The sequence below is a fragment of the Wolbachia endosymbiont (group A) of Melieria omissa genome, from assembly GCF_964031125.1.
Classification (GTDB): Bacteria; Pseudomonadota; Alphaproteobacteria; order Rickettsiales; family Anaplasmataceae; genus Wolbachia; species Wolbachia pipientis.
In genome coordinates this window covers 918,549-935,839 of record NZ_OZ035007.1, presented here as the reverse complement: position 1 = coordinate 935,839, position 17,291 = coordinate 918,549, and the positions used below count along the sequence as shown (strand labels likewise).

The following is a 17,291-nucleotide window of genomic DNA, read 5'->3' as shown; positions in this document are numbered from 1 at the left end:
TTTGCTATAAATTATTTTTAGACAATCTACTTTTTTCACGATCCCACTCTCTCTGTTTTATGGTTGCTCTCTTATCGTAGAGTTTTTTTCCTTTTACAATGGCAATTTTAGTTTTTGCAAATCCTTTATCGTTAAAATAGACCGAAAGCGGCACAACAGTTATCCCAGCAGTCTTGATTTGACCAATTAGTTTATTTATCTCCTTTTTATGCAAGAGTAATTTACGTTCCCTTTTTGGTTTATGATTTTTTCGGTTCGCAGCTTTATATTCTGCAATATGCATATTGTGCAGCCATACTTCGCTATTCTTTTCAACAACGTAGGCGTCGGAAATATTTACTTTTCTTTCTCTTAGCGATTTAACTTCACTGCTTAATAAGACCACACCCGCTTCAAATTCTTCTAAGATGAAATATTCAAACCTTGCTTTCCTATTTTCTGCAATAACTTCCATATCTAAAGATATCTTTAAGCTTCAATATATTACAGAGTTTTTGACTTAATTCATAATAAAACAGTTATCCCAATAAATATAAGGTGCCAGGCTAGTCTGATAGCAACAGGATAACAAAAATCAAGTAAGTGCTTTTTCTGTCTCTCTAGGCACAAGTTCCTTTACTTCTTTCATTTCAGTTTTAGGCTTTGACATTATATATTGACCAGCACCAACTATGAGCGCAGATCCTGCAGCTAGTCCAATTATTGCTGGTACAGATAGGGCAGTAGCAAATGCAAGTGCAACACCAACTATCACTGCAGTTACAAAACACACAATAACACCTTTTACAATTGCATTTTTTGCAGATTGTTCTTTTTCTTTCACAATTGCATTTTTTCCAATTTGTTTTTCTTCCTTTTTCTCTGGAAGCTGCATTACATCTTTATTTTCAGTAAGATCCTTTGGCGTTTTTTTATTCTCATTTTTTAACGTTTGCTTTTTTTCCGCTTCCTCTAAAAGCTGAATTATACCTTGATATTTAGTAAGGTCTCTTGGCGTTTTTCCATCAACATCTTTTAATGAAGGGTCTGCTTCAGTGTGTCGCAGAACTTCCACCACTTTTATTTTGCCATTTTCAGCAGCAAGATGTAAAGGAGTACGTCTATCACCATTGTTTGCATTAACCTCTGCTCCTTTTGCGATTAGAGTTTTTACTACATCTTCGTGGCCATTTTTAGCAGCAAGATGTAAAGGAGTACGTCTATCACCATTGTTTGCATTAACCTTTGCTCCTTTTGCGATTAGAGTTTTTACTATATCTTCGTGGCCATTTTCACCAGCAACATGCAAAGGAGTCCATCTATCAGCATCCTTTATGTTAACATCTGCTTTCTCAACTAGAATTTTTACTACCTCTATGTGGTTATTTTCAGCAGCAAGATGTAAAGCAGTACATCTATTATCATTTTCTGCATTAACCTTTGCTCCTTTTTTGATTAGAATGTCTACTACATCTTTATGGCCCTCTCTGGCTGCAAGATGTAAAGGAGTACATCCATCATCATCTTTTGCATTAACGTTTACTCCTTTATTTAATAGGTTTTTCACCTCCTCCTCATTATTATGTTTAACAGCTGAATGCAAAGCTTTGATGTTCTCTTGTGCCTTTAATAGAGCTTCTTTTACCGCTTTATGGCCTTTTTGAGAAGCAAATGTTAAAGGAGTCCATTTATAATGGTCTTTCGCATTAACATCTGCTCCTTTTTCAATTAGAGTTTCTACTATATCTTTGCGGCCATTTGCAGCAGCAAGATGTAAAGAAGTCCACCCATCACTATTTTTTGCATCAACGTTGATTCCTTCTGCTTTTGATAGAACTTGTACTATCTCTTTGTGGCCATTTGTAATAGCAAGATGTAAAGGAGCCCATCCTTTATCATTTTCTGCATTAACATTTGCTCCTTTTCCAATTAGAGTGTTTACTACATTTTTGTGGTTCTTTTCAACAGCAAAATGTAAAGAAGTCCATCCATTACCATTTTTTGCATCAACAATTGCTCCTTTTCCAGTTAGAATGGTTACTACATCTTCGTGGCCATAGTGAGCAGCAATATGTAAAGGAGTAATTTTATTATCATGTTCTGCATTAATATCTGCTCCGTTTTCAATCAGAGCTTTTGCTACATTTGCACAGTTCCAATAAGAAGCAAGATGTAACAATTTGACTTCCTTAGAATTTTGACCACGAGATATAGTAAATATGTAATTTATGCCAGATCCATTATCATTGTCAGGTTTACTCTTTTCCCACTCTTGACATAAATCTGGATCTTCTTCTTGTAACTTAGCTTTTATTTTTTCAACTATATTGTCCTTGCTCAAATCTGAAAGGTCATTTATTTTTTTTAATATTTCCATAAATTTATCATATTCCATAACTTCCTCACTTAAAATACATAACTTAGTTGTTATATCTTTTAACATAGAAGTCAAGAACCTAAATATTCGTTATTATCTTTCCTTAAAGAGTCATTTTAGTTATATTACAGACTATGAAAAACCTCAACTTTAGGAAGGAAATCAAGTTTTTTTCTCTGTCATTTATAATTTTATTTGTTCTATGGACTGTATTGTCTGGTTATTTTGAGCCGTTTTTTATTTTTTGTGGAGTGTTTTCCTGTATATTCACATCGTTTATCTTTAGAAGGTTGATAAACGCTGAAAGAGCTCTTAGCCAGATTTTAAATAGTACGAGTAGACTGTCGTTTTATAAGTTAGTAAGTTATATACCATGGTTAATGTACCAAATCATTTTATCAAGTGTTTATGTAACAAAAAAGGTGCTACAACTCAAATCTAAGCTTGAGCCAATCATTATCCTAAGAAAATGCAAAGGGCATAATGATGAAAGCATTGCGTTATTTGCCAATTCAGTCACAATCACTCCCGGAACTTTAACTATCAATGTTGAAAGTAAGCAGAAAACATATTTCTCTACCATGTATTTGATAGATAAAGATCTTGAAAGCGGCATTTCTGAAATAGAAAATAAAATCTTAAAAATACTACGTTCAGTTAAGTAATTGCTTTAAATAAGTTAACAGCATCCTTATATTCCCTTACAAGACTTTCAAGCATTTCTTTTGGAAGGCTATTGTTAACAATAGAACATAAATAATTATACAAATCTTCTAACCTTAATACGTTATTTCTCTTCTTGCTGTTGAATTTATACGGAAAAATACCTTCCATAACTTCAATAGTAGTAGCCTTGTTTAAAAATACATTTTCACTTGTCACGCTTATTCTTGCTAAAACAGTGTTAATTTCAGGTTCGTCACTCGTATAAAAATCTGATAGCTGAGTTATTCTAATAACGTACAAAGTTACTATTTTTGACAAGCAATTATCAGCATATTCACAATTTTTTATTACCTCCCACTGAGTAACCTGAGATTTACCTATTTTTGCATTGTTCGGTAATTTACTCATTGAACTTTCTCCATTTAATCCAGTGTAATAAATTATACTAATACTTTGTTAAATAAATAATAACGCGATTACAAAAATATATACTTATAGTAGTATATTATACAAAAATAGCACAATATCTAAGCATTAAAGCTAGTTTTAGCTGGGTACATGGGGCTATTCGTTATTTTGTGTTGTCCAGTGAGGTCCAAAATTAGAGGTCCACTTATATAAAGAGTTTAGTCTGCCTTCTTTGCTATAAAATAAGTTTTCCTTTTGAGCTGTTTTGTTAGTATTAACTAAATTCTAAACTAACTGTGCTATAATGAAAAAGATAAAACTCGGAATACTAATTTCAGGTAGGGGGTCGAATATGCAGGCCTTAATAGAAGCATGTCAAGATCAGAATTTTTCCGCAGAAGTTGCATGTGTTATCACAAATAATAGCGAAGCTGCTGGTCTGAAAATAGCAGAGCAAGCAGGAATCTCAGCGTTTATTGTTAAAGATAAACCGCTTGATGCTGGTAAAATTCACGAAATACTTGTTCAACATAAGGTTGATTTAATTTGCCTTGCAGGGTTTATGAGAATTCTCAAAGCTGATTTTCTGAGTAAATGGCATAACAAGGTGATAAATATTCATCCCTCTTTACTTCCGTCTTTTAAAGGCCTAAACGCTCAAGAGCAAGCTCTAAAAGCAGGTGTAAAAATTACAGGTTGTACTGTACATTATGTCACTCCTGAAGTTGATGCTGGAGCCATAATTGCTCAAGTTGTTGTACCAGTGTTACCAGCTGATGATATTCAAAGCCTCTCAGAACGCATTCTAGCTGAGGAGCATAAGTGTTATGTAGAAGCAGTAAGGTCAATAGCAGAAGATATATGACTGTAATAATTATTGACCTTGAGCGTTTTTTCCAACTTCAACAAAAAATAAATTTTCAGGTTCCAGTAAAGAACTTGCCAGTTCGTTTACTTCCTCTAATTTAACATCATTAATGATATTCGCATAATTATTTATACGGTTAACATCACGATCATTTATCTGCATATTATCTAGCAGCGTTGCTGTATTTGTGTTATTGGACAGGAAAAGGACAAGATTATTTACCAAGCCAATTTTTGCATCCTTGAACAATTGTTCGTCAATTCCTTGCTTTTTTATTCTGCTAAATGTATCTTTTACTGCTGATATAGCTTTGCCAGCAGTAGAACTATCAGTACTTATAAATCCAGATATAATATTTCCATGTTTATTGGAAATAATACTTGCATAAACACCATAAGTAATACCCAAGTTTTGCCTCAGTTCTGTCATTAATATTGAATTCAGCCTCATGCCACCAAGTGCATCAATTAAGACACCAGCGTTATAATAATTAGGATCTTCATAAGCTATACCTTTTTGAGCAAAAAGTATCACACTCTGTGGTATATCCATAAAAATATTCTTACTTTCTGCAGAACCAAAATTATTTTTTACAGGTATTTTTCTAACTTTTGATCTTTTTGACGGCAATTTAGATAAATATTTATCTAATAGCGTAATAATTTCTTCTTTTTTTGTACAACCAGCAACACTGATAACTATGTTATCTTTAGCAAAATTACGCTTTATGTATGTTAAAACATCGTCTCTAGTAATGCTCATTATAGTATCAAGAGTACCGTACACACTTTTTGAGTAAGGATGTTTTTTAAACAATAACGTATCTAATTCTTTTCCAGCAACAAAATAAGGATTTTTTTCAAGATTATTAAAATCAACTTTGGCTTTCTCGAAAACTCTATTCAACCCTTCAGGGTCAACTTTAGGACGCATTATAGTATCGCTCAGTAATGAAATTGCTTCCTCTAGATTGTCAGACAAAGTATTTAATGAAACCCTAAATGCTTCTAAATCAGCAATAAAATTTAAACTAATCCCTTTATCTTCAAGCTTTTTCGCAAAATCTTTGGCATCATTTTTTCCTGCCCCTTCTTGGATTACAAGAGAAGTAAACCAAGCAAGCCCCTGTTTTTCCTTATTCTCATACACATAACCTGCATCCTTGAACGATATATTTAGTGAAACTTTTGGCAAATCATGATTTTCTACAAATAAAAACTTAAATCCTTTACGGGTAGTGACCTCCTCTATATTTAGGTTACCACTTGCTTGTAAATTAAAGCCTAGACAGAAAAAAAATAGAAATATAATTTTACTTATTCTCATTATTATCTCCTTTTGGTAATAAACGACCAATTAACTTATTAGCAGAAAAAATAGCACGGATTTTATTATTTACATCCTCTAGATTGACATCATTAATCTTGCTATATGAAATATCTATTTCATCAAGTGGAGTACCAAGTGCAAGGTGTGGCACATAGAACATCGCTATATGAGTTAAGTTAGATAGATTATCAAACTGTGCTGCCTTATACCTATATTTTGAGCTTTGTAATTCCTCGCTCGTCACCCCTTTAGATACGAAGCCATTAATAGCATTATCTAACTCTCTTTCAACAATATCTAAATTAGCGCCACTTTTTGGAATTATCATAATATCAATGTAGCCATCACTAAAAGCTAGGCTATTATAATAAGCAAACACTGATACTGCCACATCTTTATCTAAAACCAAATCTTTATACAGTTTGCTGGATTTGCCGCCACCTAAAATGTCAACCGCTAAATGAGCAGCAGAGGCTTCATTTATGTGATCAAATAAGGGAACACGATAACGAAAATATAAAACTGATTCTTTTACTTCAGTGCTCTCTAAGGTCACCGATAGACCTGCATTATGCACTGGATCCTGATTTGGGTAATGTCTCATTACAGGCTTAGCTTTAATTTCGCCATATTTTTCTTCTGCTAATTTCACTACTTCATCAAACTCCACATCACCCACAATCAGCAATATTGCATTACCAGGGTGATAATAACTATCGTGAAACCTCACTATGTCATCCTGATTGTAAGTTTTGATATCGCTCTCCCAGCCAATAACAGATCTACCATAGCCATTACGGTAAAATGCACTATCCATTTCTTCCCACAACAAGTTATGAGGTTGGTTATCAAATCTCATTTTTCTTTCTTCCAGTACAATGTTTTTTTCTCTATCTATTTTGTCTTGAGTAACATGAAAGTTTCCCATTCTATCTGCTTCAACTTCCATTGCCAGTGGTAAATCTTTTTTGGGGACCAACTCATAATAACAGGTATATTCTTTAGTGGTAAACGCGTTAAATTGAGCCCCAATGCTACTCATAGTGGCTTCTATATCTGTGAACTTTCCTGTAGTTTCAAACATTAAATGTTCAAAGTAGTGAGCCAATCCTGCTTTGCCGATTGGATCATCCATTCCCCCAACTTTGTATATTACTGCATGTAAAACGGCTGGAATCCGATGATTAGAAACAACATAAACATCTAGTCCGTTACTGAGTTTAGTATATTTTATGTTGTGCTCTATGTTTAAAGCATTCGAAGAAATTGGGTAAGTAAAAAAAAGTACAGGTAGTATAAGAAAACTAAAAAACTTATGAAGCATTATTTCGACCTAATATAAAAACAATTATTTTATTCCTCATTTTGTTTAGAAATAAGCATATCGTATATATACCACTTATATAACAATGTAAACATTCCACAAACTATAGATAAATCTGCTAAATTAAAGGCTGGCCAATACCAATCATCAATATGAAAATATATGAAATCATATACAGCTCCCCAATAGATCCTATCAACTACGTTTCCGATTGCTCCACCAATCATCAGAGAAAAACCAAGGTAAGTTGACTGATCGTCAGACTTGTATATCAAATATGCAAGTATACCAATTATTAGTATTGAAAATGCTGAAAAAAAGAAACCGCCATGTGGTAAAGCGCTACACATTCCAAAACTAATACCTGAATTCCAAACTTCAACTAGTTTTATAAAACTAGCGATCTCAATTGATTCTCCTGCATCAATCAATGAGTTTATGTACAATTTGCTCGTTTGGTCAATCAATACTATAATTAATATAACAACTAAGCATAACTTTTTCATAAATTTGCCTTTAACCTATAAACTTTAAGTATATCATAATTTATCTGTTTTGTTAACTCCTCAATACTATGGAATTTTTTTTCTGACCTTATGAATTTTAAAAGTTGTATATTGACTTTATGACTATATACGTCTTCATCAAAATCGAATATGTGCATTTCTATTATAGGCTTTTTCAGATCCTTAAAAGTAGGTCTCATACCAATATTGACTACTCCATATAACCAATTTGGATTACTATCAGGAAAAGTCACTCTAGCGTAATATGTGCCAAATTTAGGTTTTATCATGCAATCTTCTATAGGAATATTTATGGTTGGAAATCCTATTTCTCTACCTCTACATGCACCTTGTGTCACAACACCAGAAACTTGATAAGGCCTGCCGAGCAATTTATTAGCAATTTCTATTTCGCCCCTTTGTACATACTCCCTTATTGAAGAAGAAGAGCAAATTTTGCCGTCAATTATTAATGGCTCTAATTTAGTCAAAGAGTATCCATACGTTTCAGAATATTTCTCTAGAGTTAATATATTACCCAATCGTTTATGACCAAAAGTGCAATTTTCTCCGACAATTATGTGTTTAGCGCCATATTTATCTATTAAAATCTTACTGATAAAGTCATCGCAGCCAACCTCAGAAAAACCTCTATTAAAATTAATAATATACAAGTAATCTATACCATAGCTGCTGATCAGTTCCTTTTTTTGTTCTTGGTCTATTAACCTAAAATTGTTTCTACCAAATAAAACAGTTGATGGGTGAGGCTCAAAAGTTAAAACTGCAGAGGGTAATCCTCTTTCTTGTGCTACCTTCTTTAGAGTAGAAATTGCAAACTCGTGTCCTAAATGAATGCCATCGAAATTTCCGAAGGTTAGTGCTATATTATTTTCTATTCCTTGCTCACAATTATAAATAATTTTCATACAATTTGATGTTTTTACATGTTTCTTATATATAATAACTATATTTTAGTAAGCTACGGAGATAAATTGTGAAAAATGTTGTGATATATGTAAAGAAGGGCTGTCCATACTGCATAAGGGCAAAGGATTTACTAGATAAAAAAGGTGTGAAGTATGAAGAAATTGATGTGCTCAAAAACTCAGATCTATTTAACGACATAAAATCAAAGTATAACGTTAGAACAGTTCCACAGATTTTTATCAACGATAAGCACATTGGGGGGTGTGACAAATTGATGGATCTTGAAAAAGAAGGAAAGTTGGATGATATGCTAAATAATAATGACAATCACACTGATGTCACAACCTACACAAACAGCAATGATGAATGTGGAGAGTGTGTTATACCACATGATGATTTTATGTAACTTTTTATCTTGTTTTGTCGTGTAATACGTAAATGAAAACTAGTATGCTCACTTTAAACAATTCTTAATGAATTAAAAATACAATTCATTCAGTGAGTTTTTTTAGTGGGAAAAAATGACAAAAAATATTTCAATTATTAGCAGAAACTTAATTAGTATCGAATTAGTTAACAAACAAGATTTAGAGAATTTCATCAAGATTTTCACAGTGCTTGATAAACATATAGCAGCTAAAACACTTTTTACAGAAGAAGTGAGAATAGAGTATAAACAACACAACGGCATAGAAGTTGTTGAATTGCTAAAAGATACAGACTTTACATATCATGAGGTTGAAAATGTATTGAACCACCTGAGTAAACATGGAATGAAGGTGCCCAGCAGTGTTATAGCACACACCCTTTTTGCTGCATACAATCATGCACTTGAATTTAAGGATGTAGCATTTTCCTTTTCTGAAGGCTCTCCACAATTTAACATCAGAGTGAGTAAGAACACCTTCATAATAACTCCTATGAGTGAGGAGAATTTGGAATTGAATTCACAAAGTAGCAAGAAATTAATAGAGTCGTTACAGAGCGAAAAAAATATTTATGATTGTATAGTAGAAGAAAATACCATTAAAGTTATAGTGCATTCTGAAATACATCAAGCTATAAATTTGATTATAAAATCACTGATAAAGTCTCGCCTTTTAGCAAAAGAGGAAGAAGGAAAATTCAAAGAGAAATTGAGACAACTTGCTTTTAAGGATCAAGCTTTTGTTGAGTATTCCAGTATCAAAACCATCAGTAGGTATCCACATAATCATCCTCTGAGAAAGCATGAAAGTGTTACTAAGGATATAGAAAATATTTTATGTGATTTCATAGCAAATGAGAATAGCGAGTTCGCTATAGAGCGGTTAAATAGGCTGAGCTCAGCAGTTTCTCCGGATACTCCAAGAATCATCACTAAAACTATAGATAAACTTGTTAAGTTTCACTAAGATATACGAGAGCCAATAGATTTCTTGTATTACCTTTTGTCATCCAAGTAGCCTTGGCTACTTGGTTCTTTTTTTGGGTTCCAGCTATGTACATAGCTGTATGAACATTGTAGCCGTTATTCAAGTAGCCCGCAGAAGCGAAAAACTTACTTGACAAACTCCGCCAACTCCCTTATCATGAAACTGAAGCTATTTATTTATCTTCTCTGTACAGATTAAATGACAAAAAAACTCACGTATCTGGCGTCTCATGCTTAATTTTTTGCACTATGTGCACCTTATGTCTTTATAAAACTTCTAGGTTTTTACCTAATATAAGCTAAAATGCGCTTATAAAGCATTTAAAACATAAAAAAACGCCAACTTAAAAAATGGATAGTGAATAACTAGCTACCCTAGGGTTTCTTTTGCCTTTTTTTCTGTTTAGTAAATTTCTTAATGTTTATAATTTAGATTAGTTGCGGCTTAAAAGCAACTGAATCGCGGTTATTAAACGTTTAGAATAAAAAAACGCCATACTTGAAAGTATAATGTAAGTAATTAGCCAACCACGGGGCTTCTTTTGCCTTTTTTTTCGTTTGGCAAATTTTTTAACATTTATAGCTAAACGACAACCGTCATCCCGCTACTTGTGAGCGGCTGAGATACCGTGGCGGTATGACGGTTCGCGGTGGCATGACGTAGAATTTTATACTCACCAACTCAGTATTCCAACCTGGATTGTATCTTATCGGTAAAAAAGAAGAGCTATTTTAGGAAGTTTTTATAGGACTAAAACCAAAGAAAACTTGCATATAAGTTTATCAAGATGTAAAATTAAAGTTATTTTAAAAGAATAGGTTAATTATGAATCTTGTAACAAAATCTGCTATCGATTTTACTGCTTCATCTGTTCTCTCTGACGGAGAAATTGTTGATGATTTCTGTCTGAGTAAGCGCATAAAAAATAAGTATGCTGTCCTTTTTTTCTATCCACTTGATTTTACTTTTGTTTGCCCAACTGAATTGATATCGCTCAATAATAGAATAAATGAGTTTGCAAAGCGTGGTGTTGAAGTGATAGGAATAAGTGTAGATTCAAAATTTTCACATTATAAATGGCGAAACACTCCAGTTAATGATGGTGGTATTGGAGAGATTAGCTACACTTTAGTGTCTGATATCAAAAAGTCTATATCAAGAGACTATGGGGTCTTATATGATGACTCAATTGCGCTGAGAGCAACTTTCGTTATTGATGATAAATTTATTGTACGTCATCAATCGATAAATGATTTGCCTTTAGGGCGTAATATCGATGAATTCGTTAGAATCGTTGATGCAATTAAACATAATGAGGAGCATGGTGAAGTATGTCCAGCAGGGTGGAAGAAAGGTAAGCCAGCAATGCAGGCAAGCGATGAAGGAGTAGCTGATTATCTAAACTCATACAGTGAAGAATTATAAATTTAGTACAAAAGTTCTTATTATTGGATCTGGGGCAGCGGGCTATGCTGCCGCTATATATGCAGCACGTGCAAACTTAGAGCCAATTGTAGTAACGGGAATGCAGCCTGGTGGTCAGCTTACAATTACTACAGATGTTGAAAACTATCCTGGTTTTGTTTCAATACAGGGTCCAGAACTAATGGAGCAAATGAGGTTTCATGCAGAAAAGGTTGGAGCAAAAATAATAGATGATGAGATAAAAAGCGTTGAACAACTTGAGGACTTTAATGAGTATAGATTTAGATCTTCTGGTAATATCAATGACTACTATTCAGATGCAATTATCATTGCATCTGGTGCGCAAGCGAAGTGGCTTGGTTTAGAAAGTGAAAAGAAATTTCAGGGTTATGGGGTTTCAGCTTGTGCGACTTGCGATGGTGCATTTTTTAGGAATAAAGTTGTAGCTGTGATTGGTGGTGGAAACACTGCTGTTGAAGAAGCAATATTTTTAACTCGATTTGCCAAAGAAGTGATATTAATACACAGGCGTGATAAATTAAGAGCGGAAAAAGTAATGCAAGATAGGCTCTTTAAAAATGATAAAATAAAAGTAATGTGGAACCATACCGTAGAGCAGATTCTTGGAGAAGAAAATCCAAAAAGGGTTGCTGGTATTGCGATTAAATCAGCAGAGATCGATAAAACCCAAGAATTAAAAGTGGATGGAGTGTTCATTGCAATCGGGCATGCACCAAATGCGGGTATTTTTAAAGGCTTTGTTGAAATGGATGAGCAGGGTTACATCATTACAAAACCTGGAACAACTTTAACTAGTAGGGCAGGAGTGTTTGCTGCAGGTGATGTTCAAGATAAGGTATATCGTCAAGCAGTAGTTGCAGCAGGAACAGGATGCATGGCTGCGCTTGATGCAGAAAAGTTTTTGGAGTCGTAGTTAATTCTAGGATTTTAGATAAATTGCTTGCAATTTTCCTTTTCTTTTACATAATTATATTAGTAAATCATTAATAAAGAGGGTTTAGTATGCCTTATAGAAACGGTGTAGCATATTATAGAGCTTATGGAGGTGGTGATAACACGGCATCGCAAGCTCGAAATCCGACAACTTCAAGACAGCTAAGTGAATCAACAAAACAGCTATTTAAGGCTATTGATGATGGAAACCTAGAAGATTTTAAAGAAGCTCTGGCAGAGGGTGCGGATGTTAATGCGTTTGATAAAGAAGGCATGACACCTTTGATGTCCATAGTTACTAATTTGTCTGCAGGCTCTGAAACAGAAAAAGAATATCAGAATATGATTAGGTTGCTCCTACTGCACCGGAGCATAGATGTTAATATTTCTGAACAAAATAATAACAATACAGTTTTGCATCTAGCAATGTGCTTTCAACAAAAGAAAACTTTACAACTCTTACTAAGTCATCCAAACATAAACACTTATCTAACCAATAAAAACCATCAAAATCCTGAGGAATGTGCTAGACAAAATCGTGCTGGGCATTTGATAATAGAAATACAAAAAGCACAGAAAGGAAAAGAATTATTAGCTGCTCTTTCTAGCGGAAATATTTGCCAAGCGAAAACACTATTGAATCAAGAGCTTCATCCTAATTGCTGGAGAAGAACCCAAGATGGAAGAATAAAAACACCACTTAGCTTAATTATTCGATTATGTTTACGAACGATAACAGAAGATGAAAAAGAAGTATTGACAAAACTTTTAAAACATAAAGACCTAGATTTTAGTTACGAGCAGTATGCACAATTAAAGCAAACAATTGAACAAGCTATTCAGAGCCGATTAACTGATACTATTAATAGAAAAGATTTAGATGATGTGAAAAAATTAGTAGAAGATAATTGTTTTTATAAATCGTGCAGTTGTTACTGCTGCATTGGGGGGTGTTGATAATCCAGTTAACTCTATTAAAGATTATTTAAATGAAAAATTTCCTGCAAATACGAATAATATACCAGAAGATTTTGAGAAGTTTTTACAAGGGCTTGAAAGAACAAAAGCTCAACTTGTAGAGAAAGAGCAAGAGCTAACGAATAAAACTAGCAAAATTTCACTATTAGAAAGAGATTTAGGGCAAGTAAGACAGGAAAAATCGGCTCAAAAAACAAAAATCAATGATCTAAATAGTGAAGTAACTCGACTTAATAGAATTGTGTATGGAAGAGCAAGCGACACTGTCGAAATTTTACAATTAAAAAGAGATTTGAAACAAGTAAGGGAAGAAAGAGATAGGCTTTCATCAGAAAATAGACTACTCCGTAGTAATAAAAACGAAAAATCCTCGCAAGCAATTTCTTCTGGTAGAAAACTAAGCAACTACGCTTCTGCATGTTTTATATTGCTTGGAGTATATACTGTTGTTGCATGTTTAGTAATAGAAGATTATCCAGGGATAATAAGTGCTTTCTTTACAGCAGTTGCACTGGCTTTTTTTTTATTAGGATGTTGTAATTTATATAAAGCAAACACAATACTTAGTGATGTTGAAAGCACTCAGCTTGGTGGTTTAGAACGAAGTTAAAGTTTTGATTTCTTCTCCAGGCCCTGCTGAAAATTTTTGTACATGTTAAAAACATCTTGATAATTGAGGTGAGTGTAAATTTGAGTAGTTTCCAGGCTTGAGTGACCAAGCAGTTGTTGTATTGATCTTATGTCAATATCTTCCTGAAGCAAATGAGTAGCAAAACTATGGCGAAATGCATGTGGAGATAAAATTTCTGGTAAATTTAACATTCTCCTTATTTTTTGCAAACGATTGGCCACATAAGTTCTTCCCAATTTTTTTCCTCTTACTCCCAAAAAAAGATATTGTGCTTCATCATTAATGCCAAGATAAGGACAGGCTTTTACATATTCCTGTATACATTTTTTTACTACCGGAAGAATGAATACCTGCCTTTGTTTATCTCCCTTACCTGTTACTATTAAACTTTCATTGTTAATATCACTAACCCTAAGGTTCAACGCTTCACTGATTCTTAAGCCTGTACCATATAGCAGGACGATAATCGCAATTTCTCTTTTTACCACCCAAGGTTCACCCAGGTCGGATAGTTTCATTTCTTTCAATAAAGTTTTTATATTAGGTATTGATAATGCTTTGGGCAGAGTTCTTCTCTGAATTGGCCTTGATAAGGAAAATACAGCTTCATTGTCTATATTGTGGTTATTTTTTATGTACTTGAAGAAATTTCTGATTACTGAGAGTGCTCGAGTGTTGGATCTTGCGTTTACACCTCTTGCGTAACGAGAGGTAAGCCAACTTCTTAACTCAGGTATGCTTAAATTTTTCAGAGTACCAACATTTACTTCTCCACCAATGTGAGTATTTAGGAAACTTATAAGATCCTTCAAGTCCCTCATGTATGATTCCAAAGTGTTTGGTGAATAAGATCTGTTGCACCTCAGCCACTCATACCATTTTTCAATGATTGAACCGAGGTCCACAATTATTTTTTAAAGAAAGCATCGATGCACGCATCTCGAAAGGCTTCATTTATATCAGGATGAGAGTGACAAATTCTGTATATATCCTCTGCTGCTGCGCCATATGCCATTGCAACCGCTGCTTCGTTGATTAGCGTGTCAGCGTATGCTCCTATGATATGCACACCTAGTATTGTATCTGCCCTGCTACAAGTCAGCACTTTCACGAATCCTTCAGCATCATCAGTTATTTTTGCTCTGCCGTTTGCAGCAAATTGACATTTACCAACTTTGTACTTACGGCCAACACTTTTCAACTCCTCTTCAGTTTTACCGATTGAAGAAACCGCAGGGTGAGTGTAAATGACAGATGGTATGATTCCATAATCAACGTGAGGTGACTGTCCTGCTATTATCTCTGCAACTGCCACTCCTTCTTCCTCTGCTTTATGAGCAAGCATTGCTCCACCGATCACATCACCAATAGCAAATATTCCTTTCACATTAGTTTCATATCTGTTGTTAACTTGAACGAAACCGCGATTATCTTTTTCTATTTTTTCATCAATACCAAGATTCTCAGTGCATGGTTTGCGTCCTGCTGCCACCAATACCTTATCCGCCTCTATAGTGTTTGTTTGATTATCTTTTACAGAGCAAACTTTCACACTCAAAGAATTACTACTTTGTTTTATCTCCTCAACTTTAGTGCTAAGTAAAAATTTTATTCCTTGTTTTTGTAGACTAGAAAGTAGAGACTTACTTAATTCTCCATCCATTGCTGCAGCGATTCTGTCAAAAAATTCTACTACAGTGACTTCAGACCCTAGCCTCCTCCATACAGAAGACATTTCAAGCCCTATTGCCCCAGCTCCGATTACGACAAGTTTTTTTGGTACTTCAGTTAAAGATAGTGCACCGGTGGAAGAAATAATGTCTTTCTCATCGATATTAATTCCTGGCAAAGAAATAACGTCAGAACCGGTTGCAATTACTATATTTTTTGTCTTCAGCACCTTACCTTCAACTGAAACTTCAAGATTACCTTGGTCAAAAGAAGCAAGCCCATTGATTTTAGTGATTTTGTGAAGGTTAAACAGATATTCTATACCTTTTCCAAGTTCCTGAACTCTGGCGTCCTTATAACCTAGCATTTCTTTTAAATCGAAACTTGCGTCCTTAATTTTTATGCCAAGCTTCGACAGATCATTTTTCGTGTGAGCATACTGATAGGAAGAATGGAGCAATGCTTTGGAGGGTATGCACCCAACTCTGAGGCATGTGCCACCAAAAATGCTATTTTTATCTATACAGGCAACTTTCAATCCAAGTTTTGCAGCAGCGATAGCGCACTTATAGCCTCCTGGGCCACCACCTATAACAATTAAATCATAATCAGTCATAAAAAACAAACCTATTTTCTAAAGAATAAACACCTTTTCCCTCAGTTGTTACATATATCTTATTGCGAGTAAACACTGGAGTGTGAAACACATTACCAGGTACTTTTACTACCTTTCCTGCACTTTCAGATCCCGGAAAAGCAAACATTGAACTTTTATTGCTTGTCACCCACAGTGTATGGGCATGCATAATTGGAGCAAATAGTTGCGTATTTTCTATTAAATCAGATGCCCAGACTATTTCTCCATTTTTTATATCCAGGCCAATTATTTTATCATCTTTAGTAACTATAAAAATTCTTCCGCCTTCTTTTTGTTTCTCTGCAGGAATAAGAGGACTATAATATGACTCAATGTCTGATACACTTTTTACTTGCAGTGACTTTGACCATAAAATATTTCCTGATTTTACGTCAATACCATAAATATAAGAATTATTTGTAGCTATTAAAGTATCGCCAAGCACTCTCGGTGTAGTAGTTACATCTGTGAGCTGTGTATCCAAAAGGTTTGTAGCCAATTTTTGGCTCCACAATTTTTTACCATCTTCATTAAAAGCTATTAACTCACTATTTGAAAATGGTGCTATTATTTTATCGTTAGAAGTTGTTGGCGATATGGAATACAAACCTCGAACCTCATTGATACCGTTTTGATAAGCCCAAGCGGAGCTGCCATCTTTTATATCAAACACGTACAGATAATTATCAATAGTCAATACTACCAATTTATTATTTATTACTGCTGCTTTTCCTCTTACTGGAGCTCTCAATTCTTTTTCCCACTCAATCTTGCCAGTTTTTGCGCCTATTGCGTGTAAAGTGTTATCCACTATAAAGAAAACATTTTTTTCATAATGTGATAGGCTCATGTTACCAATTTTTTTCCTATGTGAGAGGTGTAATTTCCAATTCATAGCCTTTGAGTTATCAATATCAAAGGAATATAAAGCGCCGTGCTTGTCTGATAAAATAACGCTATTTTCTATAAGCACTGGAGCTACATATCCTTGAGATAGTTTTTTATCCACTAGACTTATTCTCTCGCTTGCCATTGTGTAACTGCTACACAATAACATTATCATGACAATTATTACTTTCATTATTTATTGAAAACAAGATTCATTAATATACATCTTAAGAACCTTAATTACAACGGAAATGTTCTTGCTGCATGTTAAAAACGTTGATTTATGAACGAAATATTATATTATT

General features: G+C 34.1%; 18 protein-coding genes. 8 read left to right on the top strand and 10 right to left on the bottom strand.

Annotated elements, in window-relative coordinates; all coding sequences use genetic code 11:
* Nucleotides 1-4: 4 nt before the first annotated feature.
* Both smpB and ACQH2Q_RS04360 read right to left on the bottom strand, forming a co-directional pair.
* Nucleotides 5-454 carry an SsrA-binding protein SmpB gene (gene smpB / locus ACQH2Q_RS04365; protein ID WP_425383396.1) on the bottom strand — a complete coding sequence of 150 codons (450 nt, stop codon included), beginning with the start codon at nucleotides 452-454 and terminating at the stop codon, nucleotides 5-7.
* Nucleotides 455-574: 120 nt separating this feature from the next.
* The gene (locus ACQH2Q_RS04360; protein ID WP_425383395.1) at nucleotides 575-2,422 is read right to left on the bottom strand and encodes an ankyrin repeat domain-containing protein; all 1,848 of its coding nucleotides are present in this window, start codon (nucleotides 2,420-2,422) and stop codon (nucleotides 575-577) included.
* Between the two features lie 68 nt (nucleotides 2,423-2,490).
* On the opposite strand from ACQH2Q_RS04360, the gene ACQH2Q_RS04355 reads away from it, so the two are divergent.
* A complete protein-coding gene (locus ACQH2Q_RS04355) occupies nucleotides 2,491-3,021 on the top strand; it encodes a Na+/H+ antiporter subunit E (RefSeq protein ID WP_006280659.1) in 531 nt (176 codons plus the stop codon).
* Here ACQH2Q_RS04355 and ACQH2Q_RS04350 read toward each other — a convergent pair.
* A complete protein-coding gene (locus ACQH2Q_RS04350) occupies nucleotides 3,014-3,430 on the bottom strand; it encodes a hypothetical protein (RefSeq protein ID WP_010082489.1) in 417 nt (138 codons plus the stop codon). The genes ACQH2Q_RS04355 and ACQH2Q_RS04350 overlap by 8 nt on opposite strands.
* A gap of 304 nt (nucleotides 3,431-3,734) precedes the next feature.
* On the opposite strand from ACQH2Q_RS04350, the gene purN reads away from it, so the two are divergent.
* A complete protein-coding gene (gene purN / locus ACQH2Q_RS04345) occupies nucleotides 3,735-4,295 on the top strand; it encodes a phosphoribosylglycinamide formyltransferase (protein WP_010082490.1) in 561 nt (186 codons plus the stop codon).
* A 9-nt stretch (nucleotides 4,296-4,304) separates the two neighbouring features.
* Here the strand turns inward: purN and ACQH2Q_RS04340 are convergent, their stop codons facing one another.
* From ACQH2Q_RS04340 to ribF, 4 genes are read right to left on the bottom strand one after another with little or no spacing between them, the layout of a single operon-like run.
* On the bottom strand, nucleotides 4,305-5,624 hold the full coding sequence (locus ACQH2Q_RS04340; protein WP_010962819.1) for a M16 family metallopeptidase: 1,320 nt from the start codon (nucleotides 5,622-5,624) through the stop codon (nucleotides 4,305-4,307).
* Entirely contained in the window at nucleotides 5,611-6,951 is a 1,341-nt protein-coding gene (locus ACQH2Q_RS04335; protein WP_425383394.1) for a M16 family metallopeptidase, read from the bottom strand. The genes ACQH2Q_RS04340 and ACQH2Q_RS04335 overlap by 14 nt, the downstream gene beginning before the upstream one ends.
* Nucleotides 6,952-6,980: 29 nt before the next feature.
* Entirely contained in the window at nucleotides 6,981-7,457 is a 477-nt protein-coding gene (lspA, locus tag ACQH2Q_RS04330) for a signal peptidase II (RefSeq protein WP_425383393.1), read from the bottom strand.
* Nucleotides 7,454-8,386, bottom strand: a complete 933-nt coding sequence (ribF, locus tag ACQH2Q_RS04325; RefSeq protein ID WP_182309507.1) for a riboflavin biosynthesis protein RibF — start codon at nucleotides 8,384-8,386, stop codon at nucleotides 7,454-7,456. The genes lspA and ribF overlap by 4 nt, the downstream gene beginning before the upstream one ends.
* A gap of 68 nt (nucleotides 8,387-8,454) precedes the next feature.
* Between ribF and grxC the strand changes: the two genes are divergently transcribed.
* The 6 genes from grxC (at nucleotide 8,455) to ACQH2Q_RS04295 (ending at nucleotide 13,769) form a co-directional block, all read left to right on the top strand.
* Entirely contained in the window at nucleotides 8,455-8,793 is a 339-nt protein-coding gene (gene grxC / locus ACQH2Q_RS04320) for a glutaredoxin 3 (protein WP_007550037.1), read from the top strand.
* A gap of 115 nt (nucleotides 8,794-8,908) precedes the next feature.
* Nucleotides 8,909-9,781, top strand: coding sequence for a hypothetical protein (locus tag ACQH2Q_RS04315; RefSeq protein WP_007550039.1), 873 nt, complete (start codon nucleotides 8,909-8,911; stop codon nucleotides 9,779-9,781).
* 846 nt (nucleotides 9,782-10,627) lie between these two features.
* On the top strand, nucleotides 10,628-11,227 hold the full coding sequence (locus ACQH2Q_RS04310) for a peroxiredoxin (protein WP_012673206.1): 600 nt from the start codon (nucleotides 10,628-10,630) through the stop codon (nucleotides 11,225-11,227).
* The gene (gene trxB, locus ACQH2Q_RS04305; protein ID WP_264339488.1) at nucleotides 11,214-12,161 is read left to right on the top strand and encodes a thioredoxin-disulfide reductase; all 948 of its coding nucleotides are present in this window, start codon (nucleotides 11,214-11,216) and stop codon (nucleotides 12,159-12,161) included. The genes ACQH2Q_RS04310 and trxB overlap by 14 nt, the downstream gene beginning before the upstream one ends.
* Before the next feature lie 89 nt (nucleotides 12,162-12,250).
* Nucleotides 12,251-13,138 (top strand): ankyrin repeat domain-containing protein, encoded by an 888-nt coding sequence (locus ACQH2Q_RS04300; RefSeq protein WP_425383392.1) that lies wholly within the window; start codon nucleotides 12,251-12,253, stop codon nucleotides 13,136-13,138.
* Nucleotides 13,125-13,769 carry a hypothetical protein gene (locus tag ACQH2Q_RS04295; RefSeq protein WP_425383391.1) on the top strand — a complete coding sequence of 215 codons (645 nt, stop codon included), beginning with the start codon at nucleotides 13,125-13,127 and terminating at the stop codon, nucleotides 13,767-13,769. The genes ACQH2Q_RS04300 and ACQH2Q_RS04295 overlap by 14 nt, the downstream gene beginning before the upstream one ends.
* Here ACQH2Q_RS04295 and ACQH2Q_RS04290 read toward each other — a convergent pair.
* Genes ACQH2Q_RS04290 through ACQH2Q_RS04280 form a run of 3 tightly spaced genes read right to left on the bottom strand, consistent with a single transcriptional unit; the run spans nucleotide 13,766 to nucleotide 17,179 of the window.
* On the bottom strand, nucleotides 13,766-14,695 hold the full coding sequence (locus tag ACQH2Q_RS04290) for a tyrosine recombinase XerC (protein ID WP_264339486.1): 930 nt from the start codon (nucleotides 14,693-14,695) through the stop codon (nucleotides 13,766-13,768). The two genes, ACQH2Q_RS04295 and ACQH2Q_RS04290, sit on opposite strands and share 4 nt — an antisense overlap.
* Nucleotides 14,696-14,697: 2 nt before the next feature.
* The gene (gene lpdA / locus ACQH2Q_RS04285; RefSeq protein ID WP_338481676.1) at nucleotides 14,698-16,077 is read right to left on the bottom strand and encodes a dihydrolipoyl dehydrogenase; all 1,380 of its coding nucleotides are present in this window, start codon (nucleotides 16,075-16,077) and stop codon (nucleotides 14,698-14,700) included.
* Nucleotides 16,070-17,179, bottom strand: coding sequence for a PQQ-binding-like beta-propeller repeat protein (locus ACQH2Q_RS04280; protein WP_425383390.1), 1,110 nt, complete (start codon nucleotides 17,177-17,179; stop codon nucleotides 16,070-16,072). Before ACQH2Q_RS04280 ends, lpdA begins: the two co-directional genes overlap by 8 nt.
* Nucleotides 17,180-17,291 lie beyond the last annotated feature (112 nt).

Coding starts and splice junctions, on each gene's coding strand:
- ACQH2Q_RS04280 (WP_425383390.1), bottom strand. CDS start 17,179: ATGAAAGTAATAATTGTCATGATAATGTTATTGTGTAGCAGTTACACA.
- ACQH2Q_RS04340 (WP_010962819.1), bottom strand. CDS start 5,624: ATGAGAATAAGTAAAATTATATTTCTATTTTTTTTCTGTCTAGGCTTT.
- ribF (WP_182309507.1), bottom strand. CDS start 8,386: ATGAAAATTATTTATAATTGTGAGCAAGGAATAGAAAATAATATAGCA.
- purN (WP_010082490.1), top strand. CDS start 3,735: ATGAAAAAGATAAAACTCGGAATACTAATTTCAGGTAGGGGGTCGAAT.
- lpdA (WP_338481676.1), bottom strand. CDS start 16,077: ATGACTGATTATGATTTAATTGTTATAGGTGGTGGCCCAGGAGGCTAT.
- ACQH2Q_RS04310 (WP_012673206.1), top strand. CDS start 10,628: ATGAATCTTGTAACAAAATCTGCTATCGATTTTACTGCTTCATCTGTT.
- ACQH2Q_RS04350 (WP_010082489.1), bottom strand. CDS start 3,430: ATGAGTAAATTACCGAACAATGCAAAAATAGGTAAATCTCAGGTTACT.
- ACQH2Q_RS04335 (WP_425383394.1), bottom strand. CDS start 6,951: ATGCTTCATAAGTTTTTTAGTTTTCTTATACTACCTGTACTTTTTTTT.
- smpB (WP_425383396.1), bottom strand. CDS start 454: ATGGAAGTTATTGCAGAAAATAGGAAAGCAAGGTTTGAATATTTCATC.
- ACQH2Q_RS04355 (WP_006280659.1), top strand. CDS start 2,491: ATGAAAAACCTCAACTTTAGGAAGGAAATCAAGTTTTTTTCTCTGTCA.
- lspA (WP_425383393.1), bottom strand. CDS start 7,457: ATGAAAAAGTTATGCTTAGTTGTTATATTAATTATAGTATTGATTGAC.
- ACQH2Q_RS04360 (WP_425383395.1), bottom strand. CDS start 2,422: ATGTTAAAAGATATAACAACTAAGTTATGTATTTTAAGTGAGGAAGTT.
- ACQH2Q_RS04315 (WP_007550039.1), top strand. CDS start 8,909: ATGACAAAAAATATTTCAATTATTAGCAGAAACTTAATTAGTATCGAA.
- ACQH2Q_RS04300 (WP_425383392.1), top strand. CDS start 12,251: ATGCCTTATAGAAACGGTGTAGCATATTATAGAGCTTATGGAGGTGGT.